Consider the following 19,848-nt stretch of genomic DNA (forward strand, 5'->3'; position numbering starts at 1 on the left):
ACACGTCGTGCGTAACGGCCCCAATCCATATTTGCGCAGTGTTCCTGATCACAACATCCCCGGTACAGACACCACATAGATTAACAGCCGGGTTGTTACATGGTTTTCACAGCAGAAGCTCGCTACTGCACTGTCTGAAATTGAACAGCAGGATGTTTTGACGAAGTCTGCTCCGGCCGGCCTGGATAACATCCCCAAAGCTAAATGAGTCCCCGGAGCGTGCCCGAACAAATCCACACACCCGATATATCTGCCGGTCTGTTTGCTGCGCAACCGCAGTACCCCGGGAATGACTCATTCCAGTGCACGACATGCTCAACAGCCCCTGCTGAATCCTGAGCTGAAACCTCAAAGGCGGACAAGTCAGATTTCATCAGTCGAAGCCAGGCTTCACCGGTTTGTCACCGCGGGACAAACACAGGTCACGTTTCCAGAGTCCCGAAGAACCGTTTGTCACCTGTCGTCCACTTGCACCGTTTCATTCTGAGACATTTGCTCCGACGATATTTCCTCGGAGTAACGATCGACCGGAATTTTCGGTCCGCGCATGGCTGACTCGGTCACCTGCTCAATACGCATCAACTGATCACCCAGCACGTTGATGCGGCGAGACACATCGTTGTTGTTCTGCTCAATGCCGCCGGAAACCAGGTTGATAATACCGAGGAACAGCATCATCTGGGCCACAGTCGTGACCAACCAGCCTGTAGGTGTGTATTCCGAATAGCCCCCAAAATGGCCGTAGATAACAATCGCAGTGCCAACCGTCAGTCCCAGGACTCCGACATATGCCAGAAACTGTCCTGTTAGTGACGTAAGACTTGACCGTTGCGGAGGTGAGATATCGAAGTGTGGTCCACGGAGTTCTTCAGGCCCGTGTGATTCATCAACGTAACGCTGTCGATTGCGGCCCTCAGCCCGTATACGACCGCCGACATGTGTCAAATCAGATAATTCCTCGGCAGAATCAATACGAACTCGACGAGTCACCGGTGCACCCTGTATCCGCTGATCGTGAACGGAAGTCTCTTCTGTGGGTATGCGTATGTCACTGTCCGGCTTCGCTTTGCCTGGACGGTCAACACGAAGGTGTTTCTGCACGAGGTCACTTCCTTGCTGTGGAGTTTCCGACTGCAGCTGAACGGTCGGTAACGCTGAAGACGCATACCGACGATTCAGTGTGGGTCTGATCTGCCGCCGCCTTCTCTGTTTAATCGACTGTTTACGATCCTGAGACTCAGCAGAACCGGTAAAATCAGCCTTTTCTGATTCTGCAAAGGAACCCTGCTCCTGAGAGTTTGCCGATTCAACTGATTGGTCAGTACGCAGCATTGAAAGTCGAGGAATGTTCTGCGTTTCGGGATCATCGCCGGAAGTTTTCAGCTCCTGTTCCGGCACAGATGCAGCCGATTCCGACTGTCGATTGGCAGGTTCCATACGGATGATGTGCGCAGGTTCGTCGGCAGTCTCCGAATTAGTTCCGTCATCAGGAACAGATTCCGTGGTCCCGGTCGTTGCAACCGCAGACACCCCCGGTGGGTGCAACTGCGACTGCCCGATCTGCTCCAAGTCCCCGGACGCCGAATCTGCGACCGCTGAGTCTTCTACGGTTTCTGCAGAACGTGTCGGTTCCGGGAGAGGTGGCACCGGTGGAAAACTGGAAATCTGATCCAACAGATCGGTCGTTGACCACTTCTGCAGAATGTCGCGTGCCTGGCGTACAGCGGTCGATTCCGTTGTCCCGGAGCCAACCAAAGCGTGGCACCTGGCACAGCGCAACCGTCCACTCTTGGGGTCGGTCTCAGCCGGAGCATCCGTGCTGCATTGCCAGCATTTCATAAGATTGTTCCTGCCCACAGAACCTTCAGGCACCTGAGTTTTAGCCCTGGGACGCTGATTTCGACAAGATCATTCCTCCAACCGACAATCCCTGTACGGACCGGACCATCCGGAGTTTCCCGTCCGGTCGGTTGCAATCCCACGGAACAACAAGGGGTCTTTGTTGTCAGACGATTGAATTGAACGGTCCCGGAATTAAGACTGACGGAGGATTTTGGCGAGTTGGCCAGGAATGATTAACGGTCCCTTCAAGTCACGAAAACACCGTTTTTTTTCATAATTAAGGCACTTCAGGACCTGTCAAGGACTGACCTCTGACGGAACAGTAAAAGATGCGACCGGCTTTCACCCGGCAATCTGTTGATTACCAACTGTTTGTCCTTCGACGAACAGCGACAGAATGCAGACAGGCGTTTCAACTGTCCCCTGTTGCACAATTGCCAGGGCAACTGTGGAAGTGGGGTAAATTGAGTCGACCGCCTATTCGCACGTGCCCGATGGTGCCACAGAATCCATGCAGCCCGATTTTGAAGTACCGCAATCAATTGAGTACCCGGAAATACCTGCATGGGGACTCCTGAACCGCGCAGCAACTTTGATTCCCGGGCGTTTGGCGTGCCACTACAAAAATCCGGAGGCGTGATCGGCCGGGAAACAATGCTGGCCGTTCTTCCTTTTTACCACAGTTACGGAATGTCGGCCACGGTCCTCAGTGGTGCGGCCTGTGTCGCGTCACTGTACATCGATCACAGATTCAATGTTCGTCAGGTGATTCGAAGAATCGAGAAACAACGTCCAACCATTTTCCATGCCGTCCCGACGATGTTGATTGCCATGAACAATCACCTCCGAAAACATTCGGCGGATCTCATTTCCGTCAAATGGGTCATGAGCGGTGGTGCAGGTCTGCCGGTTGAAGTCGCTGAAGAATTCGCATCGCATACCGGTGGTATGGTCGTGGAAGGTTACGGACTTTCAGAAGCTTCTCCTGTCACACACGCGGGCCCGCTGAACATCCCATCCGAAAACGGAACCATCGGACTGCCAATGCCCGATCGTGTGCACTGATGACGAAGAAACGCACGTTTTGCCAGGGGAGACCGGTGAACTGCTGATCAAAGGGCCACAGGTCATGTTGGGGTACTGGAACAACGACAGTGCCACCGCACATGCTGTTCGCGACGGATGGCTGTATACAGGTGATCTGGCACAACAGCTCCCAAACGGTTTCTACAGGATTGTCCAACGCAAAAAAGACCTGATTATCACATCCGGCATCAACGTGTATCCACAGGAAGTCGAAGAAGCCCTGCTCACGTACCCCGGTGTAAAGGAGGTTGCCGTGGTAGGAATTCCCGATCAGGAACGCGGTGAAATCCTCAATGCCTGCTTCCTCATGGAATCAAACAAACAGTGGAAACCGGAGGAGATCCACGCATGGTGCAGAGAAAACCTGTCCGCTCAGAAGAGGCCTCGTGTCATCGAACATTTTCCGAACGGCCTGCCCCCAAAATCCCTTGGCAAACTCCTGCGGCGTTAACTGCGGAAAGTAGAGTACACAGCCAGCACCGAAATCTGAAAACAGGGTCACTCACAACAAATAAAAACATCATTACAAGCAGGATTGCTACAATTGATACACCGGTATGGTCACAGCATAAATGCTGCTCAACAACCGTTACATTGCTCACGGATCTCCGACCCTCACCTGATGTTCATGTTATTACTTCTATGCTCTATAGTTGTGGACCGTGACGCACACCGATGCATCCAGGTGTGTCTGTTACACTGAAATAAAATGCCTCACTGACTTACAAGCCGGAGATGAGCCTGATGAGCACCGTTGTTGAAGAAAGCACGTCGACAGCTCCGGAAGTCACAGAACAGCAGTCCCGGGCTCTTGCAGAAGCATCACGGGAGACTGAATGGGTTCATCCAAGTTTCATGAAGGAACTGTTTCTGGGCAATTTCCGGTTTAACCTGATTGCCCCGTATCCTGAACGGACTGAATGGCGTCCTGAATTCGAAGAGTACTTCGAGAAATTCAGCTCCTTTCTGCGGGACTCGTGGGATCCTGTTCAGACGGACGCCAGCGGTGAATACAACACGGAACATCTGGCCGAACTGGCAAAGCTCGGCGCCTTCGGCATGAAAATCCCAAAAGAGTACGGTGGACTGGGTTTCGATCAGCTTGAGTACGCACAGATTATGGAACTGCTGGGCTGTTACGACGGAAACCTGACAGCTCTGCTTTCGGCACATCAGTCTATCGGAGTACCGCAGCCTCTTAAACTATTTGGATCCAATGAGCTCAAACAAAAATACCTGCCACGTTGTGCGGCCGGAGACATATCTGCATTCGCTTTGACCGAACCGGATGTGGGATCTGATCCTGCCAGACTGACGACCAGTGTCCGCATGAACGAGGACGGTAATGAGTTCATTCTCAACGGAGTTAAACTCTGGTGTACAAACGGTACGCTTGCAAAGCTGCTGGTCGTCATGGCAAAGCATGAAGAGTCCGGCCGAATTTCTGCATTCGTTGTGGAAACGGACTGGGACGGTGTGTCGGTTCAGCACAGATGCCGGTTTATGGGACTCAAAGCACTGGGGAACGCGGTCATCACATTTGAAGACGTCAGAGTTCCCGCCGGAAACATCATCGGGGAAGAGGGACGCGGACTTAAGATCGCCCTGACGACACTCAATGACGGTCGCCTGTCTATTCCAAACACCTGTGTTGGACTGTCCAAAAGCGCTCTAAAAATCGTTCGTGAGTGGGCAAGCACCCGTGTTCAGTGGGGTGTTCCCATCGGTAAGCACGAAAGCATTGCACACAAAATCAGTGAAATTGCTGCAACGACATTCGCGATGGAATCAATCGTCAAGCTGACAAGCTACCTGGCAAACGACAAGAAGCTGGACCTTCGCCTTGAAAGCGCTGCCTGCAAGGAATGGAATACCGTACAAGCCTGGAAGATAATCGACGATACGATGCAGATTCGTGGTGGACGCGGTTACGAAACCGCAACCAGTCTTCGTGATCGGGGCGAAGAGCCGATTCCCGTGGAACGCATGATGAGGGATTCCCGCATCAATCTGATCTTCGAAGGATCCTCCGAGATCATGCATCTGCTGATGGCAAGAGAAGCAGTCGACAAGCATCTGTCGGTGGCCGGAGCCATGATCGATCCAAAATCAACCGCGGCCGACCGATTGAAGGCCCTGCCTTCAATCGGTGCTTTTTACTCCGGCTGGTATACCACTCGATGGTTGAAAGGCGTGTTCACACCATGGTACGGAGCATACGGACGCTGGAGCGGACATCTGCGGTTCATCCACCGATCGGCGGCAAAACTGGCCAGGGAAAGCTTCCACGGGATGGCCCTGTTCCGGGAAAAGCTGGAACGTCGCCAGATGTTCCTGTTCCGTCTGGTCGATGTCGTCAATGAGTTGTTCGCCATGTCCGCGACAATTTCGCGAGCAATCACCCTGGAGCAACGAGGGGCTGCAGAAGCTAAACAGGCGGCTGAACTGGCTGACGCGTTCTGCCGCAGCAGTCGGCGCGTCGTTAAACGCCGGTTTAAGGAACTCTGGAACAATGATGACGCGACAAAAGTAGCCGTTAGTCGCAAAGTTCTGGACGGCTCATACCGATTCATGGAGTCCATGCCCGAAACCCTGGAAGAGGACACACACCGAGCCTGAAACCGAAACAGGTTTCCGGTCATAGACTTCATTTTTTGCGACGCCTACTCAATCAGGGCATGATGACGCTGATTATGTGCGTCTTCCGGACACTTCAATCACAATCTGAAGAGTGTATTTCCGGAACACAATTGACCAGCAACTCTTACACGGCGGCCGTGAGATTCAGGTAACGCATGTGTGGTGCAGCGTCGGACATTTCCGGCTCCGTTTCATCACAAAGACGCATCGCACAGCTCGTCATCTCCAAAAGGAGTCCAGGCTACTGTCCGAGAAACCAAACTCAAATGCGGTGCTCGCCGGGGAGGTCGATGCCCCGAGGAGTTTCGGTACAGCCGACACAATTATGAATATCAGGGTGTGACTGGGATTTGAAGCAGCGCAGAAGACAAGTTACTTTCTTAAGCGTGTCATCGGAACCGGAGACCCAGGCAACCTCAGCGGTTCCAATTAGTTTGCTGGTTCACCCCTCTCCAGAACCGCTAATCATGGCCGTGGTTTTAACGATGCTGTTCGTGGCGGGGAATGAACGGGACCGCCTCCAGGACGCTCTTTAAAGCCGGCCGATTGACAAGGGTGAGCGGGGCGCAATAATCCAGCAGCAACCGAAGGATTTTCAGAAATAAAGTAAGCACCGGAGCAGCCGTTGACTCGACTCAGGAAACGCATTCCTCTGTACCTGCAGGACCACGAACGTGATGGACTGCGCGCTGCAGGCCGATTCAATGCAGAACTGATGGATTCTCTTCGACCGCACGTCGTGCCGGGAACAACGACGCTCCAGCTCGATAAAATGGCCTATCACTACACGCGGGACCATGGTCATACGCCGGCCTGTCTCGGCTATCATGGTTATCCCAATACGATTTGCACAAGTATCAACGAAGTCGTGTGCCACGGGATCCCGAATGACATTCCACTGAAGGAGGGCGACATCGTCAACGTCGATCTCACAACGATCGTTGACGGCTGGTACGGCGATCAGTCAGAAATGTTCATGATCGGGCCTGTATCTGAAAAGGCCAGTCGCCTTGTACAAACGACGTTTGAGGCTTTGTTTAGAGGAATTCGTGCCTGTACTCCTGGATGCCGGGTGTCCGATATCGGGCGAACTATTCAGACGTTCGCACAGAAGGCCGGATACTCGGTTGTACGTGAATACCAGGGACACGGAATCGGTCGAGAGTTCCATCAGGATCCTGGAATTCCGCACTTCTTTGACCTGGCATCCAGTCGGAATCTTCTTAATCCGGGAACATGCTTCACCATCGAACCCATGCTGAATACGGGTCGATGGAAGACACGTGTGGATAAATCCGACAACTGGACGGTACGAACCATGGATGGTTCGCTGTCGGCTCAGTTTGAACACACAATCCTGATGACTGAAGACGGACCGGAAATTCTGACACTGACACAGGGTGGCCCTCAGGAGGGCGACATCACAGGCAAACCGAGTGTCCGTTAGACCCGAGAATAAATAAAAACATGTTTCCTCTTTCATTCACATCAAAGTTTTTGCATTCAGGCTTGTCGAAATGCGACAGGCCTGTTTATTGATTCAGTTCAGTTTTTAGTTTGACCGTGGTGCACGAGGCACAGCACCGCTGTATTGTTTGTACATGACTCCTGTTATGGCAGTCGATCGTGGCTTACGCGGAATGAAAAGCCCAGATCTTAAAACACACTGCACCACCGCTGATGCCGGCTCGATCCGCTACGCCGACACTCGGCGTAATCCCCACCTCCGTTTGTTTACCGGACACCTGCCAGGCGCGTACCCCTGATGAACAATCCAGGACTGAGCACCGTCGCAAAACGAGCGTCAGGCCAGGCAATCAGCTACCTGATGCAGGCCCTCTTTCAGCACTCGGACTGTATCTCCCTGGCGGCCGGTTTCGTCGATGAGTCGACCCTGCCGACACAACTCGTGATTGATTCGACACAGCGAATTTTAACACAGGATGCGGACGGCAGATCGAAACTGCAATACGGCACCACACCGGGTGTCGAGTCTCTGCGTGCCATCTTTCGCAGTCACCTGTCGGAACTCGAAAACAATCCAGACATCAACAGTCTGCCACTGGACCGCATTGTGCTGACCACAGGATCACAGCAGTTGCTGTGTCTACTGACTCAGGCGCTGTTCGAACCCGGTGACATCTGTCTCGTCGCAGCTCCAACGTATTTTGTCTATCTCAGCGTCCTGGAAGGTACAGGAGCCGAAGTTATTCCTGTTCCGACAGATCACAAAGGAATGAAGCCGGACGGACTCGAATCCATTCTCCGCAATCTCACGGATCAGGGACGACGCCATCGTGTCAAGCTGGTCTATGCAGTGAGTTATTACGACAACCCGTCGGGAATCAGTATTTCCGGTGACCGACGTCAACAACTGGTACAAATGGTGCAGAAGTGGTCATCGCCCCAACAGCCACTGTTCCTTCTGGAAGACGCAGCGTACCGCGAGTTACGCTATGAGGGCCCCGTACTGCCAAGTCTCTGGTCATTCGATGACAGTGCGGAAACAGTGATCCTGACTCAGACGTTTTCCAAATCCTTTTCCCCGGGACTTCGAGTCGGCTTCAGTGTGCTGCCGGAAACCCTGATCAAACCGGTCTGTGACCTCAAGGGAAATGAAGATTTCGGATCGTCACGATTCAATCAGCATCTCATCGCCGATGTTCTGCAATCCGGTTCCTACGCTGCTCATCTGAAGCAGGTCATTGCCGGTTATGAGCTTAAACGTAATGCCATGCTGTCCGCAGCCGCAGAATTTTTTTCTGATATTCCTGATGTCGACTGGTTCCGTCCTTCCGGGGGACTCTACCTCTGGATGACACTTTCGCCGAAAATTCGCACCGGCTTCGACAGCCGATTATTCGAATACGCCACCCAAACAGCTAAGGTAATCTATGTTCCCGGCGAACTGTGCTATCCGACATCGTGGGAAGGCCGCCCTCGCAACCAGATGCGACTGAGTTTTGGTGTGGAGTCTCCGGCAGCTATTCGAGACGGTCTGCGGCGTCTGGCCTGTGCCGTTCGCCATGTGACGGATCATTCGTGATGTCACTCGGTGCCACAAACTGGAAACCAGGCTGCTCAATCGAAATGATTCAGCTTCGTGCCTGTCTGCAGCAGTGCATTCGTGATTTCTTCAGCGATCATGCGTACATGGAAGTCGAGACACCTCTGCTTTCACATGACGTCATTATTGATGCAAATCTGGATCCGTTCGAACTGTCGGTCGCCGGAGAAAGAATGTATCTGCAGACCTCTCCGGAAGCGGCAATGAAACGTCTGCTGGCGGCCGGGAGTGGCAGCATCTTTCAAATCACAAAATCGTTCCGTGCGGCAGAACGGGGAGTCCTGCACAATCCGGAATTCACAATGGTTGAATGGTACGGACTGGAGACCTCTTGGCGGGATCAGATCGCGATTACAGAACAGCTGATCCGCAGAGCAGCCGACTGCATTTCGGAGCAGTTCCCTACTCAACTCAGCCCCAATCAATTTGAAGTCACCACCTACCAACAGGCATTTGCAACGATTCTGAACATTGATGCGTTGACGGCCCCGACCGGTCAACTGCAGAAATATGTGGCCGATATTCAGCCCGGTTCTGCGATGCCGGACGATCGGGATGACCTGCTGAATCTCCTGCTTGCAGCTAAAATTGAACCCCGATTGGGACGACGCGGTCCGGAATTCCTGATCGATTATCCAGTTTCGCAGGCGGCACTTGCCGAAACCTCCGAGGATGATCCTCGCGTGGCCCGCCGGTTCGAACTTTATGTCTCGGGAACCGAAATCTGTAACGGATACCAGGAGCTCACCAATCCCGAAGAATTACATTGGAGGAACATCCGTGCAATGGCCCGGCGCAGGCAGCTCAATCTGACGCCGCTGTCCGGTGCCCCAGGCCTGATGTCCGCCATGTTATCCGGTCTGCCACACTGTTCGGGCGTTGCACTCGGGTTTGACCGACTGCTGATGGTCCTGTCCGGATGCAACTCACTGGATGAATGCCTGCCATTTCCGATAGAACGGGCATGACCGGTCATTCATTCCTGAATTTCAATGATCCGTCACGCCTGACCGGTCGTTTGCTCTCTGGCGTGTCACTTCCGTGATCGTTACCCTGCGTACGGAAAAAGATCTCATTTGCCGATGGACGGATCGAAAGATTCAAACGGCAGAGCCTCAGAACTGGAACATCATTCATGGCTGATGAGCACACATCCGGCGGCGAAACCCGTCCCGAACACATGCGTGTCGCCACCGGCACGAATCCTGAACCGGTGTTCCTGGTCAGTTATCCCAAAATCGTCTTCCTTTACCCGACAGTGTTTGCAGCGATTTTCGGCGTGATTTACATGTGGGCAAAAGGCAACGATCCTGCTGCCGAATACGCGACCCTGCCTGCTCGAATTTTCCTGATCACTCTTTCAGTCAACCTTGTGGTCATTAGTTTCGACTTCCCCAGAACCACCTCGCTGACGTGGTTTTTTGCAATACTCGCGATGTGCGTGGGACTGTGGACCATGTTCCATCTCAACGCCGAAATCGCTCCCTGGGTCAGCAAACAACTTGCACGGATCACTCCCGGGGCTAATGCCGCATTTTATGTCATCTTTACGCTCAGCATCATATTCCTGTTCCTGTGTGTAATGGTGAGTCGTCGGTTTGACTATTGGGAAGTCCGTGGTAACGAGCTACTGCATCATCACGGGATACTCAGCGACCTGGAACGTTTTTCATCACCCAATCTGCGAATCGACAAGGAAATCAATGACGTCTTTGAGTATCTGCTGCTGCGGTCCGGTCGATTAATTCTGCATCCCAGTCAGGAGCGGCGGGCCATCGTGCTTGAAAACGTAATGTTCATCAGTCAGAAAGAAGAACGGATTACGCGCATGCTGGGAGCACTGCAGGTACGTGTTCGTCACGACCACGATCACTCGTAAGCACACCCTCAAGCTGAATACTGATTAAATGCCGTCGCGAAAAAAGAAGGCCGACAATTCTGCGGATAAACACCCGGTTTCTCTGGAAACCGCCCTGGACGAACTGAACGGGATTGTTAATGAACTGGAATCAGGACAGCAACCGCTGAGTAACGCACTGGACAGATTTGAACGTGGGATGCGATTACTCAAAGACTGCGACTGTCAGCTGGAAAATGCGGTCCGTCGCATTGAAATCGTCCGCCGTATGGATGAGGACGGGGTGAACGTCGAACCATTCGACGCAGCCGCCACAGCTGATCAAAAGCCGTCAGAATCCACCGACACTGCAGGCTCCGGAAATCTGTTTTAGAATCCGATCAGCGTCCGGTTTCGGTGTTGTGCTCGCGCGGCCGCGTTTGTTTCCGGTAACGCTGACTCACCGTGCGGAGCAGTTGCAATTCCGTCGGGTTAAGCGACTTCTCACCATCACGATGAATACGTTCCAGAATCGCGTCCACCTGTTTTTCTTCATCTTCGCGATCTGCTGCCTGCTGTCGCTGCCGCTCAGATTCCTTTCGATCCAGCATGCTGGATCGAGCAATCAATTCGTCTGTATCGGTATCTTGGCTGTGACTTCGAAATGATTCGAAATATTCGATTTCTGTCTCCATCTCTGAGTATCCATCATGATCATCTTCTTCGGATCCAGACCGAAAATAGCCAGCCGGGGCCGAGTTCAGACCAATCTCTTGCAGATGAATGATGATGACAAAGCTGGCCAAAGCAACGATGGCACTCTGATCGAAAATGAATCCCCCCATCAAACCAAACAGGCTGAACACAAGTCCCAGCCTCAGCAGAACAGCGTTGACATCAACGGAATCGTACCGCGCCGAAAGGAACGACTGCAAAACGCGTCCGGCATCAAAGGGGACGATCGGCAGGAGATTCACACACAGCAAAAGCAGGCTGGCAGAATAGATCATTTGTACGACGGTCACAGACAGAGAATCCGTTTCCGGTACCAGCCGCAGATTCGTACCTGAGAAATAGCCAAACACTTCTGCTTGAGCTCCGATATGTCGGAGCAGCAACAGGCAGATCAGGGCAATCACAAGATTAACCAGCGGACCGATCATCTGGACCCGTGCCCGGACGGCAGGGGCTGCACCGCTGGCCTGACCTGTCAGAGTGCCAAGCGGCCACAACACCACATCTGTAATCTTGATACCGTTCACCTGAGCAACGAAGATCTGTGCCAACTGGTGGATCACGACACTCGACAGAAGAACGGCGCCGGCTAGAAGTCCCAGCGTCACACTGCCCAGACGCCATATCATCGCAGCGATCACGACGAACATCAGCAGACTTAGACGAACCCGGACACCGCGCGGTTCACCGAGTGACAGTGAAAGGCTCAAAATGCTCTGTGTGGGATACATCCGTAAAAGTGTAACCGGGGATAATGAACAAAAACACGGCTGATTTCATAAAAACGTCAGTCCACCGCCCCGTTCCTTTGGACGTTTTGTTGAACGTCTCCCGATCTGCCGCTGGCTCAATTGGACTGCGCCACCTCTCCCACCACATTGGCGGGGTTCCGGGGATCAGCGGCCACGACGGCGATGGTCTCGACGGTAAACGTCTGTCCAGGACGGTCGGGAGTACTACTGACAGGGTAACTCCTGTTTCCGCTATTTACCTGACGTCTGAAAGTACCGGAACTGCTAATGATCACATCAAGCGAGGTTCGAAGTCCGTCCGAGTTAGTACGGACTCCGTCAAACCACCAAATATCTTGGCCCGGTATTTTACGAGGGATGGCCCGTGCGGCTCTGCGATAGTGGTCACTGATTGCCTTCTTCTCACGTTCATCCCTGGGTGTGACCGTGGAAAGCGTATAGTAGACCCGTGTTCCAACATCAGTATCCTGACTCTCTCCAACTTCATCTCTGATCACCAACTCAGTCGCTAACTGAGGCCTTGCATCCCGGTAGAGTCTCGGTTCCGACGCAGCATCTCTGGCAATTTCGCGATCGGATGAAGATTCGCTCAACTGTTCACGCAAACCACGAACCACGTCCCATGTCGCTTCGACCCAGGATACATGGGCCGGATCAGGCGACTGTGTCTTCCTTTTTCCTGGCGTTGGTTTTCGCAGGCGCGGCAACGACTTCAGGACAAGCAAATGTCCAGGGTCACGCGTTCGCATTCCATAGAACCCTGAATTTTGCAGGGCGTATGCGCCTTTGTCGTGGTACTCCGTAAAAAGCTGAAATGTTGAATGTCGCAACGCGCGATTAGGTAACACGCTGGCGAGCAACAACACAGACTGGCCGGTTGACAGATCTGTGACAGATTTCAGCTGCTGTTGAACGGCCGCAATCAGAGTCCTGTCCCGAAACACCGGTATCACACGTTCGATCGCACCGGGTGGAAGGTGCATTCCCCTGCGTGTCCGTGATGATAAACCGGCTGCACCCGATGAAGCAGCACCGCTCTGCACCCCTGTGACCTGTCCCGGTAATGGAGCACCCTGAACCATACCGGTCGGAGCACCTGCGCCATAACCAGTCGGAGCACCCTGAACCATGCCGGTTGGAGCACCTGCGCCATAACCAGTCGGAGCACCCTGAACCATACCGGTTGGAGCACCCGCGCCATAACCAGTCGGAGCACCCTGAACCATACCGGTTGGAGCACCCGCGCCATAACCAGTCGGAGCACCCCTCGATGAACCAGACCGAGAACGGTAGCTGTAACCCTCTTCCTCCTCCTCTTCTTCCTCTTCCTCTTCCTCATCATCATAATCACGATCATAGTTCCTGCTTGAGGTGCGCCGTGATGGTGGAGGACTCACATCAAACGCAACGTCTTTCAGGTTCAGGTCACTCCGTGTAACACGAGTGCCCAACGCCAAGAGAAGATCCATCGATGGAGACTTCTGGTCTGCATTGTCGACGACACAAACGGCTAGTCCCTGCGCCATCTCCGTATTGACCGACGGGCCTCCAAACACTTCTTCAAAAACCACGACAGACGCCTGTTTCAGACCCAACGGCGTTTTTTGTTGATCCTTCACGACTGCCTGCAGCACTTTTCCGGCTTCTTCCGAACCACCGGCCAAAAGTCCCCGAACGATCACCCGCAGCACCTGTCGATCATTGAGACGAGGCCTGATTACACGTTTTGCGATCACAGGCAACTTGATTTTAGGATCAGAAGAGGACGGTTTTTCGACCGGTGGCGCAAGCATTTGGTCCTTGGCCATGGCATTCGGATTATTACCCCAAGGGAACTTTTGCCCCGGTTGGACAGGACGAGCACCGAGAGCAACAGAACTCTCCTCCTCCTCTTCCTCTTCCTCCTCCTCTTCCTCATCGTAATCTTCGTAGTTTGAGTTTCCGCGGCTTCCATTCACTGGTGCCCTCTCGGACACCTGAACTGCGATTGGCGGCTCCAGCGACACCTCCAGAAGTTTCCGCAACAGTCGGACAAACTCAACTTCGCGTCCCGCCAATTCAGCCCGCGCGTTGATGGCTTCGGTGAACAGCGGACTGCGCATCCGCACGGCCATCTCGAAGTGCTGATCCTGCCAACGCAGGTAAGACGGTGTTTTACCTGCCCCCAGTCCAGGAATCACCGCGGCAAACAACCCGGGATCCAGGAACGAACCTCGGAACAAGCGACTTCGCCCGTTCGTAACAGAATTCCCTGCATAAGATTTCGCTGACGGACCTTCCTCTCTGACGTCAGCTGCAGCCTTCGCAGACTCCGTTTTTTTTTTGAAAGGCTCGGCAGCCACAACAAAGGAGGAAAAGCCTTCGCTTCCGTCCCAACCACACAGGACGCAGATCGTCAGCCCCACCAGGACAACGCGATTCGAGTTTTGCATCTGGCCAGGGTCCCGAAAACCATAGTAACGCAGACGGAGAGATTTGGACTCCCGAACCGTCCACCGATATCCCACAAAATAATCCCGACCGTGACGGCACACAAGTACCATCTTCACAAAGCACTTCCTCCGTGAAGAGCTCCGGAACTGCTAAGAACAACTGTGACAGTTGATGTACTTCGTCAGGCAACCGCCTGATCATATCGGCGAGCGACTTCCTCCCAGTTGACTACATTCCAGAATGCAGCGATGTAGTCAGGGCGACGGTTTTGGTAATTGAGGTAATAGGCATGTTCCCAAACGTCCAGCCCCAAAATTGGCGTTCGTCCTTCCGACAGTGGTGTATCCTGATTTGCTGTACTCTCAATGAGCAGTGTGCCGTCTGATGCAACACTAAGCCACGCCCAGCCGCTGCCAAACCTGGTCGCAGCAGCATTGTTGAATTCCTCACGCATGGAATCAGCACTGCCAAAAGCGTTATTAACGGCATCAGCCAGTTTTCCGGAAGGATCGCCACCTCCATTCGGCGAAAGCACAGTCCAGAATAACGAGTGATTGGCATGGCCACCGCCGTTGTTCCGAACCGCCCCCTGAATGGCGGACGGCACAGATGAAAGATCTTTCATCTGTTCCACAATACATTTATCAGCCAGATCAGAACCCTCCAGAGCCGCATTTGCTTTGCTAATGTAAGCCTGGTGATGTTTTGTGTGGTGGATTTCCATCGTTTGTGCGTCGAAATGTGGTTCGAGCGCGTCGTAGGCGTAGGGCAGTTCCGGCAATGAATACGGCATCAGTTTGACTCCTGCAATCGTAACCTGATCTGGGTGTTCGGTTAAATCTGTGACCTGCACATTAACATCAACGTATAACGCGGGATCACCTGGCTGAGTACATTTATGTGACACATTCTAGATGTCCTTCACGACACCACAACCATGTCAGCACTGGTCTCAAACGGAATCATCGAGATCAGACATTCAATGAACGAAAAACCTACGGACTCCTGCAGTGACTGACGATCTGCAAGTCGATTACCGGCAAAACCTGGGGGATGGTTCATTTCGCATCTCGTGTCAAACTGAGTCGTCTGTGGTGTTCAACCGGTCTCTGGCCGGATTCCCTGATTCAGCACCGGATTCCGACAACTCATGCTGGTAGTGCCTGAGAACTTCGATCAAACCAGGCATGTGTACACTTCCCCTACCGATATCAACAGCCTTCTGCTGCCAAATCAGTGCCTGTTCTATATCTCCCTGTTCGTAGTAGACGCGAGCCAGGGTGTCGAGATACGCAGCATTGGAATGCCCTGTACCCTCATTGGCCCGTTTTGCTGCTTTCATGGCAACATCAAGATCCCGTATGTCGCCAGACATTACGGCAGCAAGTTCCCAGGCAATCCGGTTCAGCAGTTCGTTATTTTCGAGGTTCGCTTCAACAAGTTCTGCCGCAATTTGACTGTACTCGGCCTGCCTGTTTAAAGACAGCAGAAGCTCCAGCTGCATGATTACGAACTTTTGACTGTCAGTCTGACTTCTTGCAGTGTCCGACAAAAGTTCCAGAGTGGTCTCAATGTCATTTTCGAAAACCGCATTGCGTAAATCGCGTTCTGTCTTAAACAGGCGTGCGGCCTGTTCAATGTCATATTGTTTTGCGAGGATTTTTCTTAGCGGCCCCTGACTGTCCGATGGACGACCAATCCACGCTATGTGACCGGTCTGATTGATAATGAACACACATGGCAGTCGTTTCTGACCGGCTGCTTCCATGTATCGAGTTGTCGTGGAACGATCATCATCCAGAGCAACGGTATACTTCACGTCTTCAAAATCCTCCGTTGGATTTCCACCGGTCGACTGTCTTTGACGTCGACGCCACCATCTTCGACGTTGTACAGTCCAGCGTTTTTGTCGCTCACGCGCGACAACAAACGAAGTGACCGTTTCTGAAGGCTCGGCAGCAATCCCTACCAGGTGAACATGGTCTCCGTACAACTCACGAACTGAACTTAACTGGCTCAGACTCCTCTGCGACGGCCCGCTCCATGTGGTCCAGAAATGAAGCACATATGTTATGCCTTCGACGAATTCACCGTTAAACGGTGTCCCGTGGACCACTGATTCGATCTGAAGCGGCGGAGCCGACATCCCCGGACCCAGCGTTGTCACGTCAAGTTCCCGTTTTTGCAGACTCGCTGACGTTTCTTCGTGCGTTCGGGCAAGGAACTGTGTCCGAGCCTCACTGAGATCCCATTCGTCACCGGCAATTTGGGCAAGCGGGCGATCAATGAAGGCGGGATGACCAATCCAGGCCACTTTGCCATTCCTGTCAACAATAAATGCACGCGGAATCACACTGAGATCAGCTGCCTCTATGAAACTTCTGTACGTTTGCCGATCACGGTCCAGGACGATGGAATACGAAAGAACTTGCTTCCATGTCTCACCACCATCGGTGCGGGACTCAAGAAATGCTTCAACTGTTGTCTGATCCTCATCGGTTACACCGATGAATTGAACTTGAGTCCCGTACTGCTGCTGCAAAGCACTAAGGTGGGACATATTGCGAACACACGGCACACACCGGGTCGCCCAAAAGTCCACAACAGTCACGTGATCGCCGGAAAACGATTTGACATCGGGACCGTGAACAACGGCTGACAGTTCGATTGCAGGTGCATCGCTGCCTGGTGCAAACTCATCAGCTGCGACGTTGTCTGCGGAGAGCATTGCCAAAGGGGATTCGAACGCCCGTTGTTCGTCGCCATTCGTCTCAGGCAGCTGCTCAACCCCTGATGATTCTGCCGCCGTTTTAGTGACAGTCGGCTGTTCAGCAGTGTTCTGACATCCGGACACCGGCAGCATTACCAATAGCACCACGAACGGTGTCAACACCATCTTCATTCCCAACTCCAGTAACAGACGGGTGCGTTTCCGGCAAATCGAAGTTGTATGAACCGGTTTTATGTCCTCAAGTGTCGTAGTATTGTGTGTACAAAACAACACTGCTGTCTGCCCGAACCACGTTTTCACCCGGTATCAACTGCCGCACACCAACAGGAAACCTTATCACTCGACAACTCTCGGATTCACAAAACCCGGCTCTCAACTGAACTCGTTGGTGATCATTTGCGTCTGATTCTTCCCAATCTCCTCTTTGACGACACGCTTTCCGGACAAAACGTCAGAAGAACTTCCGCACTCCGGCGAGTGATGGATTCACTCGCGCCGCTGACTGGTCTGATTGGCAAATACGGAGATATGGTTCTCGTCGCAGCTGACGGAATCCCGTCAGCCATTCCTGAACCACTGACAAACATACGTTACATCACAAAAGACCGAATTTCTGAGGAAATCGACAGCGCCCCCTTCCGTGTCAGCGTGACGCCCTGGGGCTGGGACACGGCTGCACGACAGTTGGCGAAGTCAGTCGGGACGGCGGATCCTGTGCCATCCGCGGAATCGGTTCAGGTGCTCAACAGTCGACGGTTTCTCGCTGGTTTTGACAGAACAATCGGTGAGACCCGCATCACATTATTTGACAGTGGATTCGGCATTGTCTGCAATGAAACTTCCGTACTTCAGGACGCCATTGAAAAGCTGTCACACCAGGGAATCAACCGATGGATCGCCAAATCCGCGTGGAGTGCCTCCGGCCGAAATCGAATCACCGGAAACTCGAGCGAACTCAGCGAACAGCAGCGGGGCTGGCTGGTCAAACAGCTGGACCGGGCAGGCTATGTCTACCTGGAACCCTGGTTGCCCGTTGTGCGGGAATGCGGGATCCAGCTGGAAATCTCATCCCTCGTATCGAAAGGCTCTCGTGTGAACCTGCTGGGGGCCACTGAACTCGTCACAGATCGCCGCGGAAGTTATCTTGGCAGCATGATTACCGATCACCTCGACCCGTTGTGGTCTCCGGCCATTGACCACGCGGCCTTGATTGGACTTCGGGCATCAGAACTCGGTTACTTCGGGCCGCTTGGCATCGACTGTATGCAGGTCAGGTTACCGGACGGACAACTGCTGCTTCGGTTGTGCCACGACATCAATGCCCGATTCACGATGGGTCGTCTGGCCATGCAGCTAAGCCCGCGACTTCACGGAAAACATGCCGGCGTCTGGCTCCATTCATCCGCCTCATCTGTACAGGAACATCACACAACAACCGAAAAACACCCGACATTCGATGGTGCAGACGTCGTAGACGTAATCAACGTGAGCCCCCGAATAATCGGAGGTCTGCCAACAGCAGTTGATTCAAAATTGTATGTTACAAGCGGTCATGAAGAAGCAGCAAAGCTGGTTCTCTCTCTCCGAAGGCACGTTGGCATGCAGAAGTAGCACAGTGGTTGACGATGCAGAACAAATACATTTGTTGCGGACGCCAGGAACCTGACTATGAATCTCCCTACAAATCCGGACCAGTTTCGCCCCTGGTCTTTCGAATGGTTTAAGACTCAAAAGCAGCATATGGGTGAAGCTGCCTGCCGCCATGTCGGATTCTACGTGATTCCGGATGAACTCAGACTGTCGGTTGTGATTCCGGTATACAACGAGGAGGAAACTCTGCGAAATCTGGTTGAGCGTGTGCGCGAGGTTCCCGTGCGGAAAGAAATCGTACTGATAGACGATTGCAGTGCTGACAACTCACGTAACGTCATGAAGGATCTCGAAGAAGAGTCAACAGGTGATGACTTTAACCGGATTCGTACGTTACACCACGACATCAATCAGGGGAAAGGGGCCGCACTTCGGACTGGATTTGCTAATGTGTCGGGTGATATTGTCATCATTCAGGACGCAGACCTGGAGTACGATCCGTCAGAGTACCCTCGTCTGCTGCGCCCGATCATTGAGGACCGGGCTGACGTGGTTTACGGCAGTCGTTTTCTGGGCGATCAGGCACACCGAGTCCTGTACTACTGGCACTATGTCGGCAACCGTTTCCTCACAATGATATCAAACTGGTTCACTAATCTGAATCTGACCGATATGGAAACCTGCTACAAGGTCTTCCGAAGATCCGTCATTGACGATCTCGTACCTCGACTGAAGCAAAACCGATTTGGTTTCGAACCGGAAGTGACCGCTCGTCTGGCTCGAGGTCGCTACCGCATCTTTGAAATGTCTGTCAGCTATTCAGGACGAACCTACGCAGAAGGCAAGAAAATCGGCTGGCGGGACGGAATCTCTGCCCTCTGGTGCATTGTACGCTACGGTCTGAAAGACTAATGCCTCGTCGGGCATCACAGTTCACAGCTGATGCATACCTGATTTTTGGAGTGTTTACCGAATGCCAACTCACGATGGTAAAGACACCGGCATAACTGAGTTTTAAATGTGCGACCGGACAACGGATCCAGAATTTTTTTAACTTCAAGGACAAGTGTTTGCAGGGAATGCATTAACCTCGCCCCGACTGACAGAAAACGTCTGCAGACTCAGGATGACTGAA

Annotated in this window: 14 protein-coding genes and 2 pseudogenes; 10 read left to right on the plus strand and 6 right to left on the minus strand. The window is 52.9% G+C overall.

Translation table 11 applies throughout. From position 1 onward, the window contains the following. Nucleotides 1-453: 453 nt before the first annotated feature. Nucleotides 454-1,839, minus strand: a complete 1,386-nt coding sequence (locus MK110_11190; GenBank protein ID MCH2211860.1) for a hypothetical protein — start codon at nt 1,837-1,839, stop codon at nt 454-456. Between the two features lie 693 nt (nt 1,840-2,532). Between MK110_11190 and MK110_11195 the strand changes: the two are divergent. The 8 genes and pseudogenes from MK110_11195 (at nt 2,533) to xseB (ending at nt 10,866) form a co-directional block, all read left to right on the plus strand. Then, nucleotides 2,533-3,049 (plus strand): annotated as a pseudogene (locus tag MK110_11195) (AMP-binding protein). Between the two features lie 132 nt (nt 3,050-3,181). After that, nucleotides 3,182-3,379: a hypothetical protein gene (locus MK110_11200; GenBank protein MCH2211861.1), complete on the plus strand. Its 198-nt coding sequence runs from the start codon at nt 3,182-3,184 to the stop codon at nt 3,377-3,379. 293 nt (nt 3,380-3,672) lie between these two features. Beyond that, nucleotides 3,673-5,547 (plus strand): acyl-CoA dehydrogenase family protein, encoded by a 1,875-nt coding sequence (locus MK110_11205; GenBank protein MCH2211862.1) that lies wholly within the window; start codon nt 3,673-3,675, stop codon nt 5,545-5,547. 646 nt (nt 5,548-6,193) lie between these two features. Next, nucleotides 6,194-7,015, plus strand: coding sequence for a type I methionyl aminopeptidase (gene map / locus MK110_11210; GenBank protein ID MCH2211863.1), 822 nt, complete (start codon nt 6,194-6,196; stop codon nt 7,013-7,015). A 318-nt stretch (nt 7,016-7,333) separates the two neighbouring features. Continuing rightward, entirely contained in the window at nt 7,334-8,614 is a 1,281-nt protein-coding gene (locus tag MK110_11215) for a PLP-dependent aminotransferase family protein (protein MCH2211864.1), read from the plus strand. Further along, nucleotides 8,614-9,603, plus strand: a complete 990-nt coding sequence (gene epmA, locus MK110_11220; GenBank protein ID MCH2211865.1) for an EF-P lysine aminoacylase EpmA — start codon at nt 8,614-8,616, stop codon at nt 9,601-9,603. Before MK110_11215 ends, epmA begins: the two co-directional genes overlap by 1 nt. Before the next feature lie 167 nt (nt 9,604-9,770). Beyond that, on the plus strand, nt 9,771-10,514 hold the full coding sequence (locus MK110_11225) for a hypothetical protein (protein MCH2211866.1): 744 nt from the start codon (nt 9,771-9,773) through the stop codon (nt 10,512-10,514). Nucleotides 10,515-10,542: 28 nt separating this feature from the next. Next, nucleotides 10,543-10,866, plus strand: a complete 324-nt coding sequence (xseB, locus tag MK110_11230) for an exodeoxyribonuclease VII small subunit (protein MCH2211867.1) — start codon at nt 10,543-10,545, stop codon at nt 10,864-10,866. A 7-nt stretch (nt 10,867-10,873) separates the two neighbouring features. Here xseB and MK110_11235 read toward each other — a convergent pair whose 3' ends face one another. The 5 genes and pseudogenes from MK110_11235 to MK110_11255 all read right to left on the minus strand — a co-directional run bounded on the left by MK110_11235 (nt 10,874) and on the right by MK110_11255 (nt 17,294). Beyond that, on the minus strand, nt 10,874-11,938 hold the full coding sequence (locus MK110_11235) for a hypothetical protein (GenBank protein MCH2211868.1): 1,065 nt from the start codon (nt 11,936-11,938) through the stop codon (nt 10,874-10,876). A 1,097-nt stretch (nt 11,939-13,035) separates the two neighbouring features. Then, a pseudogene (locus MK110_11240) lies at nt 13,036-13,164 on the minus strand (sulfur globule protein CV1). Between the two features lie 1,409 nt (nt 13,165-14,573). Next, nucleotides 14,574-15,185, minus strand: a complete 612-nt coding sequence (locus MK110_11245) for a superoxide dismutase (protein MCH2211869.1) — start codon at nt 15,183-15,185, stop codon at nt 14,574-14,576. A gap of 128 nt (nt 15,186-15,313) precedes the next feature. After that, entirely contained in the window at nt 15,314-15,454 is a 141-nt protein-coding gene (locus MK110_11250; protein MCH2211870.1) for a hypothetical protein, read from the minus strand. A 13-nt stretch (nt 15,455-15,467) separates the two neighbouring features. Beyond that, nucleotides 15,468-17,294, minus strand: a complete 1,827-nt coding sequence (locus MK110_11255; protein MCH2211871.1) for a redoxin family protein — start codon at nt 17,292-17,294, stop codon at nt 15,468-15,470. A gap of 84 nt (nt 17,295-17,378) precedes the next feature. Between MK110_11255 and MK110_11260 the strand changes: the two genes are divergently transcribed. Both MK110_11260 and MK110_11265 read left to right on the plus strand, forming a co-directional pair. Further along, on the plus strand, nt 17,379-18,734 hold the full coding sequence (locus tag MK110_11260; protein ID MCH2211872.1) for a hypothetical protein: 1,356 nt from the start codon (nt 17,379-17,381) through the stop codon (nt 18,732-18,734). Between the two features lie 57 nt (nt 18,735-18,791). Next, on the plus strand, nt 18,792-19,625 hold the full coding sequence (locus MK110_11265) for a glycosyltransferase family 2 protein (protein ID MCH2211873.1): 834 nt from the start codon (nt 18,792-18,794) through the stop codon (nt 19,623-19,625). Nucleotides 19,626-19,848: the final 223 nt, after the last annotated feature.

The sequence above is a fragment of the Fuerstiella sp. genome (genome assembly GCA_022447225.1).
GTDB lineage: Bacteria > Planctomycetota > Planctomycetia > Planctomycetales > Planctomycetaceae > S139-18.

Excerpts from the sequence above, each read along its gene's own strand:
- MK110_11250 (MCH2211870.1), bottom strand. The coding sequence starts at position 15,454 with ATGAACCATCCCCCAGGTTTTGCCGGTAATCGACTTGCAGATCGTCAG.
- MK110_11265 (MCH2211873.1), top strand. The coding sequence starts at position 18,792 with ATGAATCTCCCTACAAATCCGGACCAGTTTCGCCCCTGGTCTTTCGAA.
- MK110_11190 (MCH2211860.1), bottom strand. The coding sequence starts at position 1,839 with ATGAAATGCTGGCAATGCAGCACGGATGCTCCGGCTGAGACCGACCCC.
- xseB (MCH2211867.1), top strand. The coding sequence starts at position 10,543 with ATGCCGTCGCGAAAAAAGAAGGCCGACAATTCTGCGGATAAACACCCG.
- MK110_11235 (MCH2211868.1), bottom strand. The coding sequence starts at position 11,938 with ATGTATCCCACACAGAGCATTTTGAGCCTTTCACTGTCACTCGGTGAA.
- MK110_11225 (MCH2211866.1), top strand. The coding sequence starts at position 9,771 with ATGGCTGATGAGCACACATCCGGCGGCGAAACCCGTCCCGAACACATG.
- MK110_11215 (MCH2211864.1), top strand. The coding sequence starts at position 7,334 with ATGAACAATCCAGGACTGAGCACCGTCGCAAAACGAGCGTCAGGCCAG.
- MK110_11245 (MCH2211869.1), bottom strand. The coding sequence starts at position 15,185 with ATGCCGTATTCATTGCCGGAACTGCCCTACGCCTACGACGCGCTCGAA.
- MK110_11205 (MCH2211862.1), top strand. The coding sequence starts at position 3,673 with ATGAGCACCGTTGTTGAAGAAAGCACGTCGACAGCTCCGGAAGTCACA.
- epmA (MCH2211865.1), top strand. The coding sequence starts at position 8,614 with ATGTCACTCGGTGCCACAAACTGGAAACCAGGCTGCTCAATCGAAATG.
- MK110_11255 (MCH2211871.1), bottom strand. The coding sequence starts at position 17,294 with ATGAAGATGGTGTTGACACCGTTCGTGGTGCTATTGGTAATGCTGCCG.